Here is a 17,632-nt window from a genome sequence, read left to right as displayed (position 1 = left end):
CGGGTGGGCCTCAGGAGACGGACCGGGCAGGCGTTCGGAGACGGGTCAGGCAGGCGTTCGGAGACGGACCGGGGTGGGCCTCAGGAGAGCAGACCGGCCAGCGCGGCCGCGTCCGTCGTCGGGGCGTCACAGACGAAGCCCCGGCAGACGTACGCGGCGGGCAGCCCGCCGATCAGGCCCCGGCCCGCGAGCAGCGGCAGCTCCTCGGAGCCCTCCGGGCCCGCCGCGACGACCGCGCCGGGCGCGGCCCCGAGCAGTGCCGTGCGGTGCAGGTCCCCGAGGACGTCGCCCACCACGGCCACTTCGAGGGGCCCGGAGAGCGCCGCCTCGGCGACCGCGAGGCCGTGTCCGATGAACCGGGGCACGCGCGGCCCGAGCGCCTTGACGACGCCGAGGGCCCGCTCCGCCGCCGTGCGGTGCGGTGCGGCGCCGGTGTGCGCCGCGTACGACAGGAGCGCGCCGGCCGCCGCCGTCCACCCGGAGGGCGCGGCGTTGTCGGTGGGGTCCTGCGGGCGCCGGATGAGCCGCTCGGCGTCCTGCGCCGTGTCGTACAGCGCGCCGCTCTCCGGGTCCACGAACCGGGTGAGGACGTGGTCGAGCAGGAATCCGGCGAACTCCAGCCACACCCCCTCCCCCGTCACGGACGCCAGCGCGAGGAAGCCCTCGGCGACATCGGCGTAGTCCTCCAGGACACCCGCGTTGGCGCCGGCCCTGCCGTCCTTCGAGGTGCGGGCGAGCCGCGCGCGGGGGTCCATGTGCAGACGTACGAGGAGATCGCCGGCGCCGACGGCCGCCGCGATCAGGTCGGGCCGGTCGAAGTACGCGCCGACCTCGGCGAGCGCGGCGACGGCCAGGCCGTTCCAGGCGGCGACCACCTTGTCGTCCCGGCCGGGCGCGGGGCGCCGGTCGCGGGCCGCCAGCAGCCGCTCACGGATCGAGGCGAGCCGCGCGGCGTCCGCCACGGGCCCTTCCCGCAGCGGGAGTTGGAGGACGGAGGCGCCTTCCTCGAAGGTGCCCTCGCGGGTGACGCCGTAGCAGGACATCGCCAGTTCGGCGTCGGCGTCCCCGAGGACCTCCCGGAGCTGCTCGGGCGTCCATACGTAGTACGCACCCTCGACGTGCTTGCCGGTGGCCGGGTCCTCGCTGTCGGCGTCGAGCGCGGAGGCGAACCCGCCTTCGTTGGTGCGCAGTTCGCGGACCATGAAGTCGGCGGTCTCCAGGGCGACGCGGCGGGCGAGGTCCGAGCCGGTGGCGCGCCACAGATGGGCGTACGCCCGGCAGAGCAGGGCATTGTCGTACAGCATCTTCTCGAAGTGCGGCACGACCCACTCGCTGTCGACGGAGTAGCGGGCGAAGCCGCCGCCGAGCTGGTCGTAGATGCCGCCGCGCGCCATCCGCTCGCAGGTCTCGGCGGCCATTTGGAGGGCACCCTCGGAGCCGGTGCGGGCGTAGTGCCGCAGCAGGAACTCGATCACCATGGACGGCGGGAACTTGGGCGCGCCGCCGAAGCCGCCGTGCGAGGCGTCGTAGTCGCGGGTCAGCCCGAGCAGCGCCTGCGCCAGCTCGTCCTCGCCGGGCTTCTCGCCGGAGCCGTGGGTGAGCTGCCGCTCCCCCAGCTCGCGCACGATCTTGCCGGCGACCTCGGCGACCTCGCCGCGCCGGTCCGTCCACGCCCGGTGCACGCCGTCCAGGACCTGAGCGAAGGACGGCATGCCGTGCCGCGGCTCGGGCGGGAAGTACGTGCCGAAGTAGAAGGGCTCGGCGTCGGCGGTGAGGAAGACGGTCATGGGCCAGCCGCCCTGCCCCGTCGCGGCCTGCACGGCCTCCATATAGACGGCGTCGACATCGGGCCGCTCCTCGCGGTCCACCTTGATGTTCACGAACTTCTCGTTCATGAGCGCGGCCGTCGCCTCGTCCTCGAAGGACTCGTGCGCCATGACGTGACACCAGTGACACGCCGAGTACCCGACCGACAACAGTACGGGTACATCACGCCGTTTCGCCTCCGCGAACGCCTCGGGTCCCCACGGCCACCAGTCGACCGGATTGTCGGCGTGCTGAAGCAGATACGGCGAGGTCATACCAGCCAACCGGTTCATGAGACCCAGCCTCTCACAGCGCCTGGCACGGCCGGCGAAACCTTCGCGGGGTCGTTTGGCTCGGCTGAATTTGCGCCTGTGGACCGGCACGCGGTGGGTGACCCCCATCCCCATCTGGCCGGGCGGCCGGACATCTCGGAACAGTGGGCTTGGCGCAGCAGCGCCAGACCTGCCGAGGCTCCTCGAAGGAGGTCCACCATGGGAGCCGAGATGGTGGCGCCCGCGTGATGCATTCGCAGATCAGCGTGGAGCAGTACGACTCCTGGTCCGAGGAGCAGTGCGCCGGCATCGAGATCGTGGATGGGTTGGTCGTCGTGCGCCCGAGCGCCTCGAAGCGGCACAACCGACTGGCGCGGGTCTTGGCCAATGCCCTGGACGCTGCCGCAGGCCCCGACTGGAACGCGGACACGGACTTCGATGTCCGTCTCCAGGACGTTCCGCTCACCAACCGCCGTCCGGCCGTCATCGTCTACCGGGCGGAGACCATCGACCTCACACCCACCCGCCCCGAGCACGTACTCCTGGTCGTCGAGGTGGTGTCGCCCGGTTCGGAGACCACTGACCGGATCGTGAAGGTGGACCAGTACGCCAAGGCAGGCATCCCCTTCTACTGGCGCATCGAGCAGGCCGCCACCGGCGTCCCGATCGTCTACACCTACGTCCTCGACCCCGCGACCAAGGCCTACCGGGACGGCGAGATGTTCACCGGCACGGTAGAGACCACGGCACCGTTCCCCATCGCGGTCGATCTTGGGGACATGTAGAGAACGGAAAGGTCGTCCAGATACCGGGCCGATCCCGACCGCTCCGGATCGGGCCGCCAAGGGGACAGGCCGCACCCGGCGAGGCAATCGTCTGAATCCGCTCCGATGACGGAGACGGCTCTGCGATGATCCCAGCATTCCGAGGCAGGCCGAGCGGGGGAAACCAGTGACTGATGACGCGGCAGACGGCAGTGCGGACGAGCCTCTGGGGCGAGCCTCCTACCTGATAGAAGGGCGGCGGGTACTGGTTTCCGACCTCGTCCGCGCCGGTCTGCTGAGCCCGGGGACGCGCCTCACTTTCCGGCAGCGGCGGTCCGGGCAGGAGCACCGAGCACAGGTATCCGCGGACGGCAGAATCGAGTTGAGTGACGGCCGGCGGTTCAGATCCCCGTCGGCGGCCGCAGCCGCCGCCACCGGGCGAGGCCCATACGACGGGTGGACCGCCTGGGCACTGGACGACGGCACCCTGCTGGACCAGGTGAGGCAGAGTCTCCTGGACACGGCGGCGGAGCTGCCGCCTTCCGGCGACATCACGGCGAAGGACTCCGCGTTCCGGCACACGCGGCTGAAAGAGGCCCGGAGGCAGGCGGACGCCAAGGCCCCGGTCACACTCACCGTCCGCGATCTGCTCGGTTGGTGGGGGGCATCCCGGCGCGGCTACGTGGTCACCGAGCGGGTAGCCGCCGAGCTGGCCAACCACGGCCTGTCCACAGTGCCGGACTTCGCAGCCGTGGGGATCGACGACCGGGTCACCCTGGCCATCACCTCCGGGGACGCCGAGGACGAGGAGGACACGACCGAGCAGGGGCCGGTGGCGGGGCAGGAGGAGCCAGGGGAATCCGACATCCCAAGGCTTGCCACCCCCTCCGACAACGAGGAGGACAAGGGGGAACCGATCCAAGGTCAGACGGTCGGCAACCTGCCCTCAGCGCTCAAGGGCGTCGTGTCGGTGTCCTCCTCGGCGAGCTTCGAGGAGGTGTTCACCAAAATGCGGCTCAACGGGTACTCGCAACTGCCGGTACTGGGCGGAACTCGGAACCTGCGGGGCGCCGTCACGTGGGAGTCCATCGCCCGAGCGCGCTACGCGAACTCCGAGGCTCCCTTCTCCGATGCCATCGTCGCCGCTCACGCGGTCAGCTATGCCGACCACCTGATCGACGTCCTGCCCGATCTGGAACGGTTCGGCTTCCTCCTGGTCAAGGACCAGACGAATCAGATCGCCGGCATCATCACCATCGCCGACGTGGCCGCGGAATACGGTGCCACCGCCCGGCCCTTCCTGCTCATCGGTGACCTCGACCGGCAACTACGCCGTGTCATCTCGGAAGGCCTGGACCTCGCAGAGGTGGTCGCGCTCTGTGATCCGGACGGACGCCGGAAGCTCGCCGCCTTCGATCAGCTGTCCTATGGGGATTACCAACAGATCTTGGGCAATCAGCTGCAGTGGGACAAGCTGGGCTGGCCGTTGGACCGCAAGTCCTTCATCGCCCGCCTCGACGAGCTCCGCGAAATCCGCAACGAGCTGATGCATTTCAACGACAAGGACAAGGTCGGTGACTCGGCGATACCGATGCTCCGCAACATGATCGAACTTCTGCGCGAGCACGGCGGCTGAAGCGAGCGGCCACTCAGGTCCGGCCCGGGCCGATCTCCCGGCCGGGCCCCGCAGGCAACCGCAGAACACTCGCCATGGACGGGCTCGGTGAGCCGAATTGTGCTGGTGAGCCATCCCGCGGTGGGCAGTTCCATCCCTCTCCGAGCTGTGCGGCGGCTTCCCCTTCCCCCCTTCTTGTGCAAGTGACAGTAACTGAAGTAGCGTGCCCGGCATGCAAGTTGATGCCTGGTCCCCACCCCCTGTCCTGCTGACGGTCGATCTCGTGATCCTGACGCTGCGGGAGCATCGTCTGCACGTCCTCCTGGTGGAGCGGGGTGAAGATCCCTTCCAGGGCATGCTCGCGCTGCCCGGCGGATTCCTGAGCCACGAGGGCGAGGAGATCCTGGACGCCGCCCACCGCGAACTCAGTGAGGAAACGGCCCTGACCTCCGGCTGCGTGCACCTGGAGCAGCTGGCCGTGTACGGAAGCTCGGGCCGCGACCCGCGGGGCCGCGTCGTCTCCGTGGCTCACCTGGCGATCGCACCGGGGCTGCCCGACCCTGTCGCGGGGACGGATGCCGCCGATGCCGCGTGGGTCCCCGCGGAAGCCGTCCTGTCCGGCGAGGCCGCCCTCGCCTTCGACCACCGTCGCATCGCCGCGGACGGGATCGAACGGGCGCGCACCAAGATTGAGTTCTCGGCGCTGGCCACCGCGTTCTGCGGGGAGAGCTTCACCATCGCGGAGCTGCAGCAGGTGTACGAGGCCGTCTGGGGCACCCCGCTCGACACCCGCAATTTCTATCGGAAGGTCCAGGCCGCGAAGGGCTTCATCGTCCCCGCCGGCACGGACCGCAGGTCCACGGGAGGGCGGCCCGCGCGGCTGTACCGGGCCGGTCCGAACACCGTGCTGTTTCCACCGCTGATCCGACCCACGCCGGCTGCCAAGGAAGAGAACGCGAAAGGGGAAGAGGAGTAGATGCCGAAAGGCCCGGTGGTGATCCTCACCGCCCTCAATCTGGAATATCAGTCCGTGCGCCGACGGCTGGCGGATCTTCAGGTGCACCGCCATGAGCGCGGCACCCGGTTCGAAACGGGCACCGTCCGGGGCACCTCGTGCCGTGTCGCGCTCGGTCTGACGAATAAGGGGAACCACTCCGCCGCGGTGATCGCAGAACGCGCGATCCAGGAGTTCTCGCCGGTGGCCGTGCTGTTCGTCGGAGTCGCCGGCGCCCTGTGGGACGCCACCAGGCTGGGTGACGTCGTAGTGGCGTCCCATGTGTACGCCTACCACGGCGGGACCAGCGAGGACGACGGGCTCAAAGCCCGTCCCCGGGCGTGGGAAGCGCCGCACGGCATCAGCCAGCTCGCCTCGTACCTGGCCCGTTCGGACGACTGGGCGGACCCCACCCCCGGGGACGAGGACGGACCGCAGGTGCGTTTCGGGGCGATCGCCGCCGGTGAGATCGTCCAGAACTCAAGGATCTCGGCTGAGGCGAAGTGGATCCGGCAGCACTACAACGACGCGCTCGCCATCGAGATGGAAGCGGCCGGTGTGGCCCAGGCCGGCCATCTCAGCGGGGCGCCGGTGGCCATCGTCCGGGGGATCAGCGATCGGGCGGACGGCACGAAGAACAGTGCGGGGGACCGCAACTGGCAACCGCGGGCCGCGGCGAACGCGTCGGCGTTCGCCATCCGGTTGGCAGTGGAACTGATGGGCGAGCAGGAGGAGGCCGCGATGCCCGAGGACGACAGGGCCCGTTCGGCCGACCGGTTCGCCCGGCGCGTCAGCAACACGGTCCACAACAGCACCGTCGGCATCATGGCCGACTCGGTCACGGGCAGCAGTGTCCACATGAACGCGGCCCCGAAAGCGTCCGGCCCGACCGACCTGATCACGGAACTGCACGGTTTCCGCGAGCAGCTGGGCCGGCACCGCACCGAGGGCGCTCTCGACGAGGACAGCTACCGGGAGGCCCTGACCGATCTGGACTCCGCTCTCCGGTCGGCCGGGGAGCACACCCCTGGTTCGTCGAAACGGACGGTCATGACGCTCAAGAGGCTGCGCGGACTGGTCGCGGAGTGCCCCGCGCTGGTGGCCGCGTTGGCGCCCCTCGTTGCCGCGGCCGGTGACCTGGCATGAACCCCGCCGACGATGCCGCGTACAGCTCGGCCGCGTACAACTCCAACGTCGGGATCCAGGCCCAGGTCGTACACGAGTCCACCGTCAACTTCGTCCACCCGGACGCCTCGCCGCAGGAGAAGTACCGGGTCGGCGTGCAGCTCCTGGAGGACGGCGTCCCCAGCCGGGCCCGCGAAATGATCACTGATGCGATCGCCCACGGGTACGACGGCGCGGAGGTTCGTTTCCACTGGGTGCTGGCCATGCTCAGCGCACGCACCCACCACGACCTGACCACCGAAGAGGTCCAGCGGCTGCGCTACACCTCCAGGCTCGTACGGACCTTCCCCGAGGACGGGTGGAAGGAAGCCCTGTGCGTCACCTTCGACCTGTTGGCGGTGCTCAGCACCACCGGCAGCGAGACCGGCCCCGTGCTCAAGCAACTGCAGGGCCTGCCGCGCCACCAGCACGACGCGATCCTCCGCCACCTCGACCTCATGCTCACCGGAGGGCTGAAGGACGAGCTGTGGGCGGACACCCTCGGACGGGCCAGGGCAGAGCGCTTCGGCAACGACCGGAGCCGCCGGGTCTGGGCCTACTTCGCACCGATTCCCATCGGGGCGCGGGCCGCTGCGCCCCGGCCGAGCACCGCTGACGCCGTCAAGGCGGCCCTCCCTGTCCGGGCGGCCCTGTTCGTCGTCAGCAGTGCGTTCCTCTGGGGCCTGGCCCTGGTCGCGGATCCGGCGCGGGCGATCGTCGAGTTGCCGGTGGCGCTCGGCGCGGGCCTGACAGCGGCCCGCTTCGGTGTCCGGTGGTGGGGCCGGTCCCGGCCGACTCTCGCCGCCGGGGCCCCCGCGCCGCACCCGCACGACCCCGACTCCACCGCCACCACCGGCACCGCCACCGAGAGCGGTTTCACCAAGGGCGTCCGCCGTTCGTTCGATCACTACTTCAGCGTTCGCCGGTCCCACGGGTTCACCTCGGACGCCTGGCTCGCCCACACGGATCAGATCCGCGGCAGTCTCGCCGCCGAGATCGCGGACCTCTACCGGGAGTCCCGGATTCCCGTGAATCGGGTCGACTGGCTGATCCGGTACCTCGCCGAGGACGCCCGGAACCGCTACAACAACGGCACCTTGTTCGATCGGTACCGCCAGGACCAGGCTTCGGCCAGGACGAAGGCCCTGACCGTGGCGGCCCTCGCCACTCTCGCCGCGGCGGCTCTGTCCGCGTTTGGCACGGCGGTCTCCGGTGCCGGGCAACAGCGGGTGCTGTGGGCGTTCCTGGCCGTGCTCGGTGCGGTCTGGTCCGGGCACGCGACCGCCTCCCGATGGCTGGAGGTCCGGCGTGAGGAGCACCGGCTGGTCCGGGAGACCCGGGAGTACCAGGAAGACCTGACCGACCGACAGATCGCCTACCAGCGCTGGAAGTCGTTCCTGGATGAGACGCGCCCCAGCGAACTGGAGATGGAGACCTGGCTCACCTGCGACAAGACGTCGTTCGTCGACGAGGCACTCCGGTACCACCGGCTCACCTGGCGCGACCTGATCACCCACACCATCCTGGTGGCCCCCGCCCCCTCCTACAAACGGGGCCGGGTGCGAGGCGGCCCCTGGCGGTACTCGCACTACGTCTTCCGCCTGTTCCTGTTCACCCAGGACGGCATCCGCGAGATCAGCTCCGAGTTCAACTTCTCCGACGCGACGCGCAGGAACGAGCAGCGGAGCAACTACCGGTTCGACGCGTTGACCTCCGTACAGGTGACGGAGAACGCCGACATCGGCTACGACCTGGAGCTCCTCCTCGCCAACGGACCGGCCAGGAAGATCCGCGTCAAGGACGCCGACGCGCATCAACTGGCACCGACCGAGAATGCCCGGGAGATCTCCGAGATCAACCTCAGCGCGGCCGGCTCCACCCACACCTTCCGCCTCCTGGAGGGGATAGCCGCGGACGGGAAGAGCTGGATCGAACGGCACGGCCCCGACAGCCTGGCGCCCTTCCAGATGGCCGGCTGACCCTGGACTCAGCAGAGGAGCGCCTGTGACCTCCACGGATGACGTCACCGAGAGCAAAATCCTGCTGGCCGAGTACGACCGGCTCAAGGAGGAACAGAAGACCCGCATAGGGTTCCGCGACAACTTGCTCTACTTCACGCTCGCCGCCGCCACCGCGATCGTGGCCATCACCGCCCAGAGCGGCCGGTCCCGGCTGCTGCTCTCCGTCCCCGCGATCTGTCTGATCCTGGGCTGGACCTACCTGGTCAACGACGAGAAGATCTCGGTGATCGGCCACTACGTCCGCGACCGGCTGGGCCCCCGCCTGGGGGAACTCACCTCGGCCCAGGGTGCTTTGTTCGAGTGGGAGGTCTACCACCGCAGCGTCGCGGGCCGCGCCGTGCGCAAGCGGCTGCAGACCGCGGTGGACCTGTTCACGTACCTGGTCCTGCCCATGGTCTGCACGACCGCGTTCTGGTGCTCCGCCGTCGTTCAGCCCCTGCTCGTGCTCGCTTCGCTCGGGCAGACGCTGGCCCTGGCCGTACTGGGCTGGCGGTTCCTGCGCCGTACGGACGGGTAGCACCCGGCCCCGTCAGGCGCGTGCACCGGACGCCCGGTCAGCGTGCGCCGGGCCCTGATCCGCCGACTCCCTCGCGCCGGAGGCGTGTACGCACGACACTTGTGACCGCTGGTGACCGTTGCTCTCGGAGGGGGACCCATATGCGGGACAGCCATCGGGCCGAGGCCGAGCGGCTGTTGGCTCGGGCCGTGGAGGAGGAGGTGCGGCGTTCGGGCGGGCGCGTCGACGGGGGCGTCCTGCTCGCGCGGGCGCGCGGGTCGCTCGACGCCATGGCGCGTACGGCCGCCGAGGAGTACGAGACGTACACCCGGGCGCTCGACGAGGCCGACGCCGGGCAGCTCACCTTCGGGCAGCGCTACGCCCGCGAGGGCGCCGGGACGCCGCTGCTGGTGGCGGTGGTCGCCGCCGTCGCCGCCGGGGTCTGCGACCTGTCGTTCGGCACGGGCGCCGGCACGGCTTTGGGCACCGGCGCGATCGTCGCCGTGGCGGGCGCGGCGGCCACCGTCCTGAAGGTGACGGCCTCCCACGTGCCGGCCGCCGGCCGCCGCGCCGGGGCGCTCAGCCGGCCCGGCGGCGCCGAGCAGCTGCGGCTCCAGTGGCTGACCGCGCTGGAGGTGCGGGGCATCCGGCCCTTCCTCGACCAGCAGCGGCTCCTCGCCGCCGCCACGGGCACCCGTACGACGAAGAAGGCGACGCCCCAGCTGCGCGGCACGGACAAGAGCGCGGCGGCGCGCAGGCGTTCCGTGCTGGAGCAGTCCTTCGCCCAACTCCCCGAGGTCGCCGGGCCTTTCGCCGGGCGCAGGGCCGAGCTGGCGCAGATCGCCCGCTGGGTGCACGCGGCGCGGGCCAGCACCGACACCCGGCCCACGGTCGTCGTGCTGCACGGCGCGCCGGGCTCGGGCAGGTCCTCGCTGGCGGTGCGGGCGGCGCACGATCTGCGGGACCAGTTCCGGGGCGCGTGCGTGGTGGACCTGCGCGGCGACGCCCCCGGGGAGAGTCCGCTGTCCACGCGTGACGCGCTGCTGCACCTGCTGAACCGGTTGGGGGCCCCGCGCGATCAGCTTCTCTTCCGGATCGGCGTCCCCCCTGCCCGGGCGCAGGCGGCAGCGGCGGGCGGCTCCTCCCAGGAGCAGCAGGTCAAACGGCTGAGCGAGCTGTACCACCAGTATCTGACGGGCCTCGCGGTCACGGTCGTCCTGGACGACGCCGCCGACGCCGAACAGGTCCGCACCCTCATACCCGAGCGCTCCGACAGCCTGGTCCTGATCACCGCCCGCGAGCCGCTGGAGCTGCCCGCGGACCTGCCCGCCTGGGTGCACCGGCTCCCCGTCGAGGCGCTGGACGAGGCGGGCGCCGAGGAACTGCTGCGCGAGTCCGCCGAGGATCTGTCCGGACCCTACGACGCCGAATCAGCCGAAGCCGTACGGGAGTTGTGTGGCGGCCTGCCGCTCGCGCTGCGCGCCGCGGGCTCCTCGCTCGGACCCCGCTCCCCGCGTCGGCTGGCCGCCGATCTGGCCGCGTACGGGCCCGTCGGCAAGGTCGGTCCCGTCGAGCGCGTCCTGTGGCTGCGCTACACCGACCAGCCCGAGCAGGCCCAGCGGCTGCTGCGGCGGCTCGCGCTCGCCGGGCGCGCCTCGCTGGGACCGGCCGCCGCGGCGGCGCTGCTCGCCACCGACGAGCAGGAGGCGGGCCGCCGGCTGACCTCGCTCTCCGACGCGGGCCTGGTCGACCGGCTCCGGGGCGGCCGCTACCGTCTGCACGATCTCGTACGTTCCTTCGCCCTGGCCCGTCTCCTGGACGAGGAGGAGCCCGCCGAGCGCACGGCCGCGCAGGAGCGGCTCATCGTCAGCTACGGCGAGCTGGCCGACACGGTGATCCGCCTGGTCGACGGCAAGACGTCCACCAGGGCGGACCACTTCGGGCAGCACGGTTTCGCCTCCCTCGACGCGGCGCTGCGCTGGCTGGACGACGAGTCGACGTTCATCACCGCCGCGCTGCGGCACGCCGAGGGCGTCGACCAGCGGGCCGTGCTCAATCTCCTGGGCGCCCTGTGCGACTACTGCCTGCTGCGCGGCGACCTCTACCGCCTCGGCGAGATCAACGAACTCACCCAGTCCATCGACCAGGGCCCGCTCGGCCGCAGCGTGCAGTGGCGCACGGGCATCGCGGCCCGCCAGCTCGGCGAACTGGACCAGTCGCGCACCACGTTGAACTCCGTCGTCGACCTCTACTTCGAGGCCCACCAGGACGCGGCCGCCGCCCGCGCGCTCGGCTCCCTCGGCATCACGCTGCACCACCAGGGCAACCTCACGGAGGCCGCGGCCCGGCTCACCGAGGCGCTGGACCTCCAGGCCGCCGACGAACTGGCGGGCGACCGCGCCTGGACCCTGCACGCGCTCGCGGCCGTCGAGCGCGACCGCGCCCACCTCGCACACGCGCTCGACATGCTGGAGCGGGCGCTCACGCTGCACCGCGCCGGCGGCTCCGTGCACGGCGAGGCGTGGACGCACTTCCAGCTCGGCCAGCTGCGGCTGCGCATGGGCGACGTACCGAGCGCGGAGAGCGAGCTGCGCGCCGCCCTCGAACTGTACGGACGCACCCGCGACCAGCGGGGCGAGGCGTGGGCCATGACGCAGCTCGCGCGGGCCCGGCTGGTGGACGGCGACCCCTCACCCGCCGTGGACGGCCTGCGCCAGGCGGTCTCCCGGCACCGCGAGAACGAGGACGCGCGCGGGGAGGCGTGGACCCTGTACTACCTCGGCCAGGCCCTGGAGGAGACCGGCAGCCTCGATCAGGCGGTACGGGAGCTGGAGCGGGCCCGCACGATGTTCTCGCGGATGCGGGACGTGTACGGGCTGGCGTGCGCCCGGCACCACTCCGCGCGCGTCACCCGCGACCAGCGTGCCGCCCAGACCGGCTCGCTGCGCAACTCCGGCTTCGCGCGCCAGCTCCTGGTGGACGCCCGCGCCGACTTCCAGCGGATCGGCGTCGCGCACGGCGAGGCGTGGACGTGCCTGGAGCTGGCGGTCGTGGACGCGGGCAACAACCGTACGCAGCAGGCGCTCGCCCTCTGCGACGAGGCGGCGGAGCTGTTCGCCTCGTACGGCGACCGGCGCGGCGGCGACTGGGCCGGCTTCCTGCGCTGCACCCTGCTGCCGTACGCCTCGCCGGGCGGCTGGGAGATCGGCACGGCGGTCGCCCAGGAGGAGCTGAACCGCCTCGCCCGCGCCGACCACCCCACGCGGGACGGCAAGCTCGCCGACTACTTCCAGGCCTACGCCCTGCTCCTGGAGCGCGGCGCGGACCTGGAGACGGGCTGGCAGGCCTGGCGCCTCGGCATGGTCCCGAACCGCCACGCGCGGGAGGTCATGGGGGTGGAGGTGCCGGCAACGGGGTCGGGCTCGGAGGTGTCGGGGGCGGAGGTGCCAGGGGCGGCCGGGTGAGGGGGCGCGGGTGGGCGTGTGTTGGCGCCGGGGGGCGCATGGTCGCTGACCGGGGACGCCGTCCCTCCGCGCCGACCGGAGACGCCGCTCCCCCACGCCCACCGGCAACGGCGACGCCACTCACCCGCGACGCCGCTCCTCCGGCCACGGCCGCAGCCGCCTACGACCGTACTCCGCCCCCCACTCGATCATCCGGCGGCGCAGCCACGCCGCCCACAGGGTCAGGGGCGTCACCACGAGGCCGAACAGCAGCGCCGTCCACCAACTCGTACCGCCGTCGGCAAACCGCACGACCAGCACGGCGAACACATACAGCGCCGCCACACCCAACGCGTTCTTCGTCCGCTTCGAGAGCTCCACCGCCTCCCGCTACCCCGGTCACGGGACCCCGCGCACGGGACGTAGAAGATCTACGTCATCGTCTGCGGGGCCCTTCATCCGGCGCAAGGCCGGGTCCCTCGTACGGAGGCGGCGAACGGTTGTGCCGCTCAGGCGCGGCGAGGAGCGGGAAAGGATCACCGGCTCCCCCGGTTCCGGGCCCGCCCGCCACTCGAAGGTGCACAGCCGTGATCCTCGTCATCGTCGTCGCCGTGCTCGCCCTGCTCGTCGGGCTCGCCGCCAACCAGTTCCTGCGGCCCCGGCTGCTCAGCGAGGACGACGACACCGGTATGGCCGTGAAGGACCTCGTCGGCCCCCTGTTGACGCTGACCGTCCTGCTGCTGGCCTTCGTCCTGGTCACCGCCAACGGCTCCTACGGCAAGGCGGAAGTCTCCTCCCGCGGCGAGGCCCGCGCCCTGGACCAGCTCGTGGAGACCGCCGAGTACACGCCCGAGCCCCAGCGGGGGCGGATCCACGCCGACGCCGTCTGCTACGCCCGCGCGGTGCGCACGCAGGAGTGGCCCGCCATGGCCGACGGCAAGGGTTCGCGCGCGCCCAGCGTGTGGTCGACGGACCTCCGGCAGACGTTCCGCACCCTCCAGGGCAAGCCCGCCTTCGGCATGCTGGTCGGCGCCGACCACAAACGCTCCGACGAGCGCGAGGAACGCCTCACGCAGGCGACCGCCAGCATCCCCGGCGCCATCCTCTGGTTCCTGCTGGCCACCCTCGCCATCACCGTGATCGCACTCGGCATCTGCATCCCCCGCAGGAACAGCCGCGGCCAGCTGACCACGCTCGTTGTGATCACCGCGCTGCTCACCACCACGCTGTGCATCATCCGTGACGTGGACCGGCCCTTCGGCGGCATCATCGACGTCGAGCCCACCGCGATCACCGAGGTCGAACACCAGGCGCAGCGCGACTTCCTCGCCCACCACACCGCCGCCGAACTGCCCTGCGACGCCAAGGGCAACCGCCGCACGACCTGACCTGCGCAGACACCACCAGCCACCCTCGACCCCGGACCCTTGGCCCTCGGTCCTTACTGGGGCTAGCCCCACCGGAAGTCGGGCGGCAGCAGGATCGTGGTGGACCCTCGCGGCCGGACATCCTGATGGGGCCCGGCGCGGACGCCGCCGGTCTCCCCTCGATCTCCAGGAGTTGGCGCGATGCGTGAGCAGGCGTGGCAGAAGTTCCGTACCCCCGGCCGGCCGAACGGCGGACGGAACGGCCGGCGCGTGACCGCGACGGCCGCGCTGGCCCTCGGCGTGCTGACGCTCGGCGCCCTGGCCCAGCCCGCGGCGTCCGCCGCACCCGCCGCACCCGCCGCTCACGCGGAGCCCGCCACCGCCCGGCAGGACCCCGTCCAGCGGAGCCTGGACGCGCTGGTGCGCGACGGCGCCGTGCCGGCCGCACTGGCGAGCGTCAAGGAGCGCGAGGGCCACACCCGTACCTACACCGCGGGCGTCGGGGACCTGGCCACCGGTGCGAAGGTGCCGAGGGACGGTCAGGTGCGGATCGGCAGCAACACCAAGGCGTTCACCGCGGTGGTCGTGCTGCAACTGGTCGGCGAGGGCCGGATCCGCCTGGACGACCCGGTCGACACCTACCTGCCGGGCCTGGTCCGCGGCGAGGACATCGACGGGAGCCGCATCACCGTCCGCCACCTCCTGCAGCACACCAGCGGCCTCCCCGACTACGTCCCCCACCTCGACGACGAGATACGGCCCTACGAGCCCCGCGAACTGCTCGACCGGGCCCTGGCGCACAAGGGCGAGTCCGAGCCCGGCAAGAAGTGGCACTACAGCAACACGAACTACGTACTGGCCGGCCTGATCGTCCAAAAGGTCACCGGGCACTCCCTCGCCGAGGAGATCGACCGGCGCGTCATCGAGAAGCTCGGGCTGCGCCACACCTACTTCCCCGCGCCCGGTGACGTGACCCTCCACGAACGCCACCCCAAGGGCTACCACCAGAACGCCCCAGGTACGCCGCTGCTCGACGCCACCGAATGGGACCCCTCCTGGGCCTGGGCCGCCGGCCAGCTGGTGTCCACCAACTCCGACCTGAACCGCTTCTTCACCGCGCTCCTGGACGGCCGCCTCCTGCCGGACGCCCAGCTCGCCCAGATGCGCACCACCGTCCCGGCCGGCCACCCCTTCGCCGCCGGCGCCCGCTACGGCCTCGGCCTCGTGAGCACCCCGCTGTCGTGCGGGGGCGTCTACTGGGGCCACGGCGGCAGCATGACGGGTTACGAGACGCGGGGCGGCGTCACCGAGGGCGGCCGCGCCGCGAACATAGCGGTGACCACCCAGCCGACCGACCCGACGACGATGGGCCGGGTCGAGAAGGCGGTGGACACGGCCCTGTGCCGCTGACCGACCACCGCAGGGCGCCGGCGGGGCCGCGCACGGGGGTCAGGCCTACGCCCGGTGGATCTTCCGAGGCCGACGTCGGGACCCTCACCCGGCGAAGACCCCGCTAGTCGAAGGCGTTCGTCCCCGGATCGACGATCTCGTCCAGCACCTTCCTGACGGCCTCGTACGCGACGACGCAGACCTCCGCGTCCGCCGCCCCGCCCGGCCCCTGACTCCCCCCGTCACCGGCCCGCGCCCGCCAGCGCCCCTCCTCCTGCCGGGCCCAGTCCCGGGCCCTGCGAATCCTGCGCAACAGTTCGTCGGAGTCCACGACATCACTCATGCGCGAAAGCTACCCACGAACACCGTGCGGCTAGCCCGGGCGCACGAGTTTCTCCCGCTCCACGAGCATGAGGCGGCGTGAAGCGGCGCGCGACCGTGTGAGGCCGCACCAGCCCGGCCCCTTCTCTGAGCGGCCGGGCCCTTCACGCCGCGCGGGGAGCGGGCGCGCCGGGCAACCGGACCGCGGCTACTTCCCCGCGCCGGGGAGCTTCTTCTCGGGTGCGGCGACCTCGCCGGCCACCGCGCCGACCGGCTGCTTGCCCGATCCCGCCTGGGGCTCCGGCTCCGGCTCCTCGAAGTCGACCTTCCGCATGTGCCGGTTCATCGACTTCATCAGGCCCCACACCGCCAGGGCCATCACCGCGAAGACGATGAAGCCGAGGACGCCGGGGGTCACCTTGTCGTCGTCGACCTCCTTGGCAAGAGGGACGAGATGCGTCATTGCCAGATGTGCGTTCACGCTAGGCATTGTCGCGGATGCCCGCAAAGAGGTCGTCCTCGGGGAGGGACGTATCGACGAGCGACTTCGCCAGCTCGTACTCCTCCGTGGGCCAGACCTCCTTCTGGAGTTCCATCGGGACGCGGAACCAGCCGCCGTCGGGGTCGATCTGCGTGGCGTGCGCGATCAGCGCCTTGTCGCGGATCTCGTAGAACTCCGCGCACGGCACGTGCGTGGTCAGCGTGCGCTCGACGCGCTCGAACTCGTCCCACCGCTTGAGCCAGTCCCCGTACGGCGACTCCAGGCCGCGGTCGAGCATCGCCTGGTGCAGCGCCTCGGTGCGCGGGCGGTTGAAGCCCTGGTTGTAGTAGAGCTTCTGCGGCTGGAAGGCCGGGCCGTACTCGCTCTCCGGGTACTTCTCCGGGTCGGCCGCGCCGTCGAACGCCACCATCGTGATCTTGTGGGTCATGATGTGGTCGGGGTGCGGATACCCGCCGTTCTCGTCGTACGTCGTGATGACCTGCGGACGGAAGGAGCGGATCTGGCGCACCAGCTCGCCGGCGGCCTTGTCGACGTCCTCCAGCGCGAAGCAGCCCTCGGGCAGCGGCGGCAGCGGGTCGCCCTCGGGCAGCCCCGAGTCGACGAAGCCGAGCCACTCCTGCTTGACGCCGAGGATCTCGCGCGCCTCGTCCATCTCCTTCTTGCGCACCTCGTGGATGTGCTCCTGGATGTAGGTGTCACCCTGGAGCTTCGGGTTGAGGATGTCGCCGCGCTCCCCGCCCGTACAGGTCACGACGAGCACGTCCACCCCCTCGGACACGTACTTGGCCATGGTGGCCGCGCCCTTGCTCGACTCGTCGTCGGGGTGGGCGTGCACGGCCATCAATCGAAGCTGCTCAGTCAAGACTCGATCCTCAAGTTTTTGGGCGCCCTCGGTGATCCGGCGCAACGACCGGCTTCTATAGTGACGGAACCGGGGGGCGGAAAATTCCGGCATCCCCTGTTCCTGGAGGACGATCATGGCGGCGGTGGGTTCGAAGCCTTCCGAGGGCCCTTCCGAGGTCCCTGCCGACGGTTCGGCCGAGGGCCCGGCCGAGGGGCTCCCCCAAGGCCGGTACGGCCGCTCGCGCACGGCCGACGAGGCCGCCGACCGCAAGCTGAAGATCGTCGGCTCCGTGCTCGGCGTCGTCCTGCTCGGCGTCATCGGCTGGTTCGGCTACGACTACATCAACGGTACGAAGCTCAGCGCCGAGGTCATCAAGTTCGACGTCGTCTCGGCCACGACCGTCGAGGCGCACCTGGAGGTGCGCAAGGACGCCGACGCCAAGGGCTACTGCACCCTGCGCTCACAGGCCGAGTCCGGCACCGAGGTCGGCCGCGCCGACTTCCGCTTCGACCAGCACCGGGGCCGTATCGACAAGGTCGTCACGCTGCGTACGACCCAGAAGGCGACCAGCGTCGAGCTGCTGGGCTGCCACTCCGACTGAGAGACCGGGGTTTGGGTCGCTCACCTGCGTGGA

14 protein-coding genes and 1 pseudogene are annotated in these 17,632 nt (G+C 71.3%); 10 read left to right on the top strand and 5 right to left on the bottom strand.

Annotated elements, in window-relative coordinates; genetic code table 11:
* Nucleotides 1-80 precede the first annotated feature (80 nt).
* A complete protein-coding gene (locus ACZ516_RS31450) occupies nucleotides 81-2,099 on the bottom strand; it encodes a thioredoxin domain-containing protein (RefSeq protein WP_469012975.1) in 2,019 nt (672 codons plus the stop codon).
* Nucleotides 2,100-2,297: 198 nt separating this feature from the next.
* On the opposite strand from ACZ516_RS31450, the pseudogene ACZ516_RS31445 reads away from it, so the two are divergent.
* The 7 genes and pseudogenes from ACZ516_RS31445 (at nucleotide 2,298) to ACZ516_RS31415 (ending at nucleotide 12,596) form a co-directional block, all read left to right on the top strand.
* Nucleotides 2,298-2,863, top strand: a pseudogene (locus ACZ516_RS31445) (Uma2 family endonuclease).
* Between the two features lie 166 nt (nucleotides 2,864-3,029).
* Complete coding sequence (locus ACZ516_RS31440; RefSeq protein WP_469012974.1) at nucleotides 3,030-4,478, top strand: restriction system modified-DNA reader domain-containing protein; 1,449 nt, start codon at nucleotides 3,030-3,032, stop codon at nucleotides 4,476-4,478.
* A gap of 211 nt (nucleotides 4,479-4,689) precedes the next feature.
* Nucleotides 4,690-5,433 (top strand): NUDIX hydrolase, encoded by a 744-nt coding sequence (locus tag ACZ516_RS31435; protein ID WP_358587848.1) that lies wholly within the window; start codon nucleotides 4,690-4,692, stop codon nucleotides 5,431-5,433.
* Nucleotides 5,434-6,597, top strand: coding sequence for a 5'-methylthioadenosine/S-adenosylhomocysteine nucleosidase family protein (locus tag ACZ516_RS31430; RefSeq protein ID WP_469012971.1), 1,164 nt, complete (start codon nucleotides 5,434-5,436; stop codon nucleotides 6,595-6,597). It abuts the gene before it with no gap.
* Entirely contained in the window at nucleotides 6,594-8,594 is a 2,001-nt protein-coding gene (locus ACZ516_RS31425; protein WP_469012969.1) for a hypothetical protein, read from the top strand. The genes ACZ516_RS31430 and ACZ516_RS31425 overlap by 4 nt, the downstream gene beginning before the upstream one ends.
* Nucleotides 8,595-8,619: 25 nt before the next feature.
* Entirely contained in the window at nucleotides 8,620-9,153 is a 534-nt protein-coding gene (locus ACZ516_RS31420; protein WP_361077409.1) for a hypothetical protein, read from the top strand.
* 140 nt (nucleotides 9,154-9,293) lie between these two features.
* The gene (locus ACZ516_RS31415) at nucleotides 9,294-12,596 is read left to right on the top strand and encodes a tetratricopeptide repeat protein (RefSeq protein WP_469012968.1); all 3,303 of its coding nucleotides are present in this window, start codon (nucleotides 9,294-9,296) and stop codon (nucleotides 12,594-12,596) included.
* A gap of 120 nt (nucleotides 12,597-12,716) precedes the next feature.
* Here the strand turns inward: ACZ516_RS31415 and ACZ516_RS31410 are convergent, their stop codons facing one another.
* Entirely contained in the window at nucleotides 12,717-12,956 is a 240-nt protein-coding gene (locus ACZ516_RS31410) for a hypothetical protein (protein ID WP_469012966.1), read from the bottom strand.
* Nucleotides 12,957-13,162: 206 nt separating this feature from the next.
* On the opposite strand from ACZ516_RS31410, the gene ACZ516_RS31405 reads away from it, so the two are divergent.
* Both ACZ516_RS31405 and ACZ516_RS31400 read left to right on the top strand, forming a co-directional pair.
* Nucleotides 13,163-13,963, top strand: a complete 801-nt coding sequence (locus tag ACZ516_RS31405) for a bestrophin-like domain (RefSeq protein WP_469012964.1) — start codon at nucleotides 13,163-13,165, stop codon at nucleotides 13,961-13,963.
* Nucleotides 13,964-14,143: 180 nt separating this feature from the next.
* Complete coding sequence (locus tag ACZ516_RS31400) at nucleotides 14,144-15,352, top strand: serine hydrolase domain-containing protein (RefSeq protein ID WP_469012962.1); 1,209 nt, start codon at nucleotides 14,144-14,146, stop codon at nucleotides 15,350-15,352.
* Between the two features lie 103 nt (nucleotides 15,353-15,455).
* Here ACZ516_RS31400 and ACZ516_RS31395 read toward each other — a convergent pair whose 3' ends face one another.
* From ACZ516_RS31395 to mca, 3 genes are all read right to left on the bottom strand, one after another.
* Nucleotides 15,456-15,674 carry a hypothetical protein gene (locus tag ACZ516_RS31395; protein ID WP_361077424.1) on the bottom strand — a complete coding sequence of 73 codons (219 nt, stop codon included), beginning with the start codon at nucleotides 15,672-15,674 and terminating at the stop codon, nucleotides 15,456-15,458.
* Between the two features lie 186 nt (nucleotides 15,675-15,860).
* Nucleotides 15,861-16,115 carry a hypothetical protein gene (locus tag ACZ516_RS31390; RefSeq protein WP_469013055.1) on the bottom strand — a complete coding sequence of 85 codons (255 nt, stop codon included), beginning with the start codon at nucleotides 16,113-16,115 and terminating at the stop codon, nucleotides 15,861-15,863.
* A gap of 19 nt (nucleotides 16,116-16,134) precedes the next feature.
* Nucleotides 16,135-17,016 (bottom strand): mycothiol conjugate amidase Mca, encoded by an 882-nt coding sequence (gene mca / locus ACZ516_RS31385; protein WP_358584739.1) that lies wholly within the window; start codon nucleotides 17,014-17,016, stop codon nucleotides 16,135-16,137.
* Between the two features lie 124 nt (nucleotides 17,017-17,140).
* Here mca and ACZ516_RS31380 point away from each other — a divergent pair, with 124 nt between their 5' ends.
* Nucleotides 17,141-17,599 (top strand): DUF4307 domain-containing protein, encoded by a 459-nt coding sequence (locus tag ACZ516_RS31380; protein ID WP_361077430.1) that lies wholly within the window; start codon nucleotides 17,141-17,143, stop codon nucleotides 17,597-17,599.
* Nucleotides 17,600-17,632: the final 33 nt, after the last annotated feature.

Source organism: Streptomyces sp. NPDC034037 (assembly GCF_055575715.1).
Note: the sequence above shows the minus strand (reverse complement) of the source record. Positions and strands in the feature narration are given on the sequence as shown.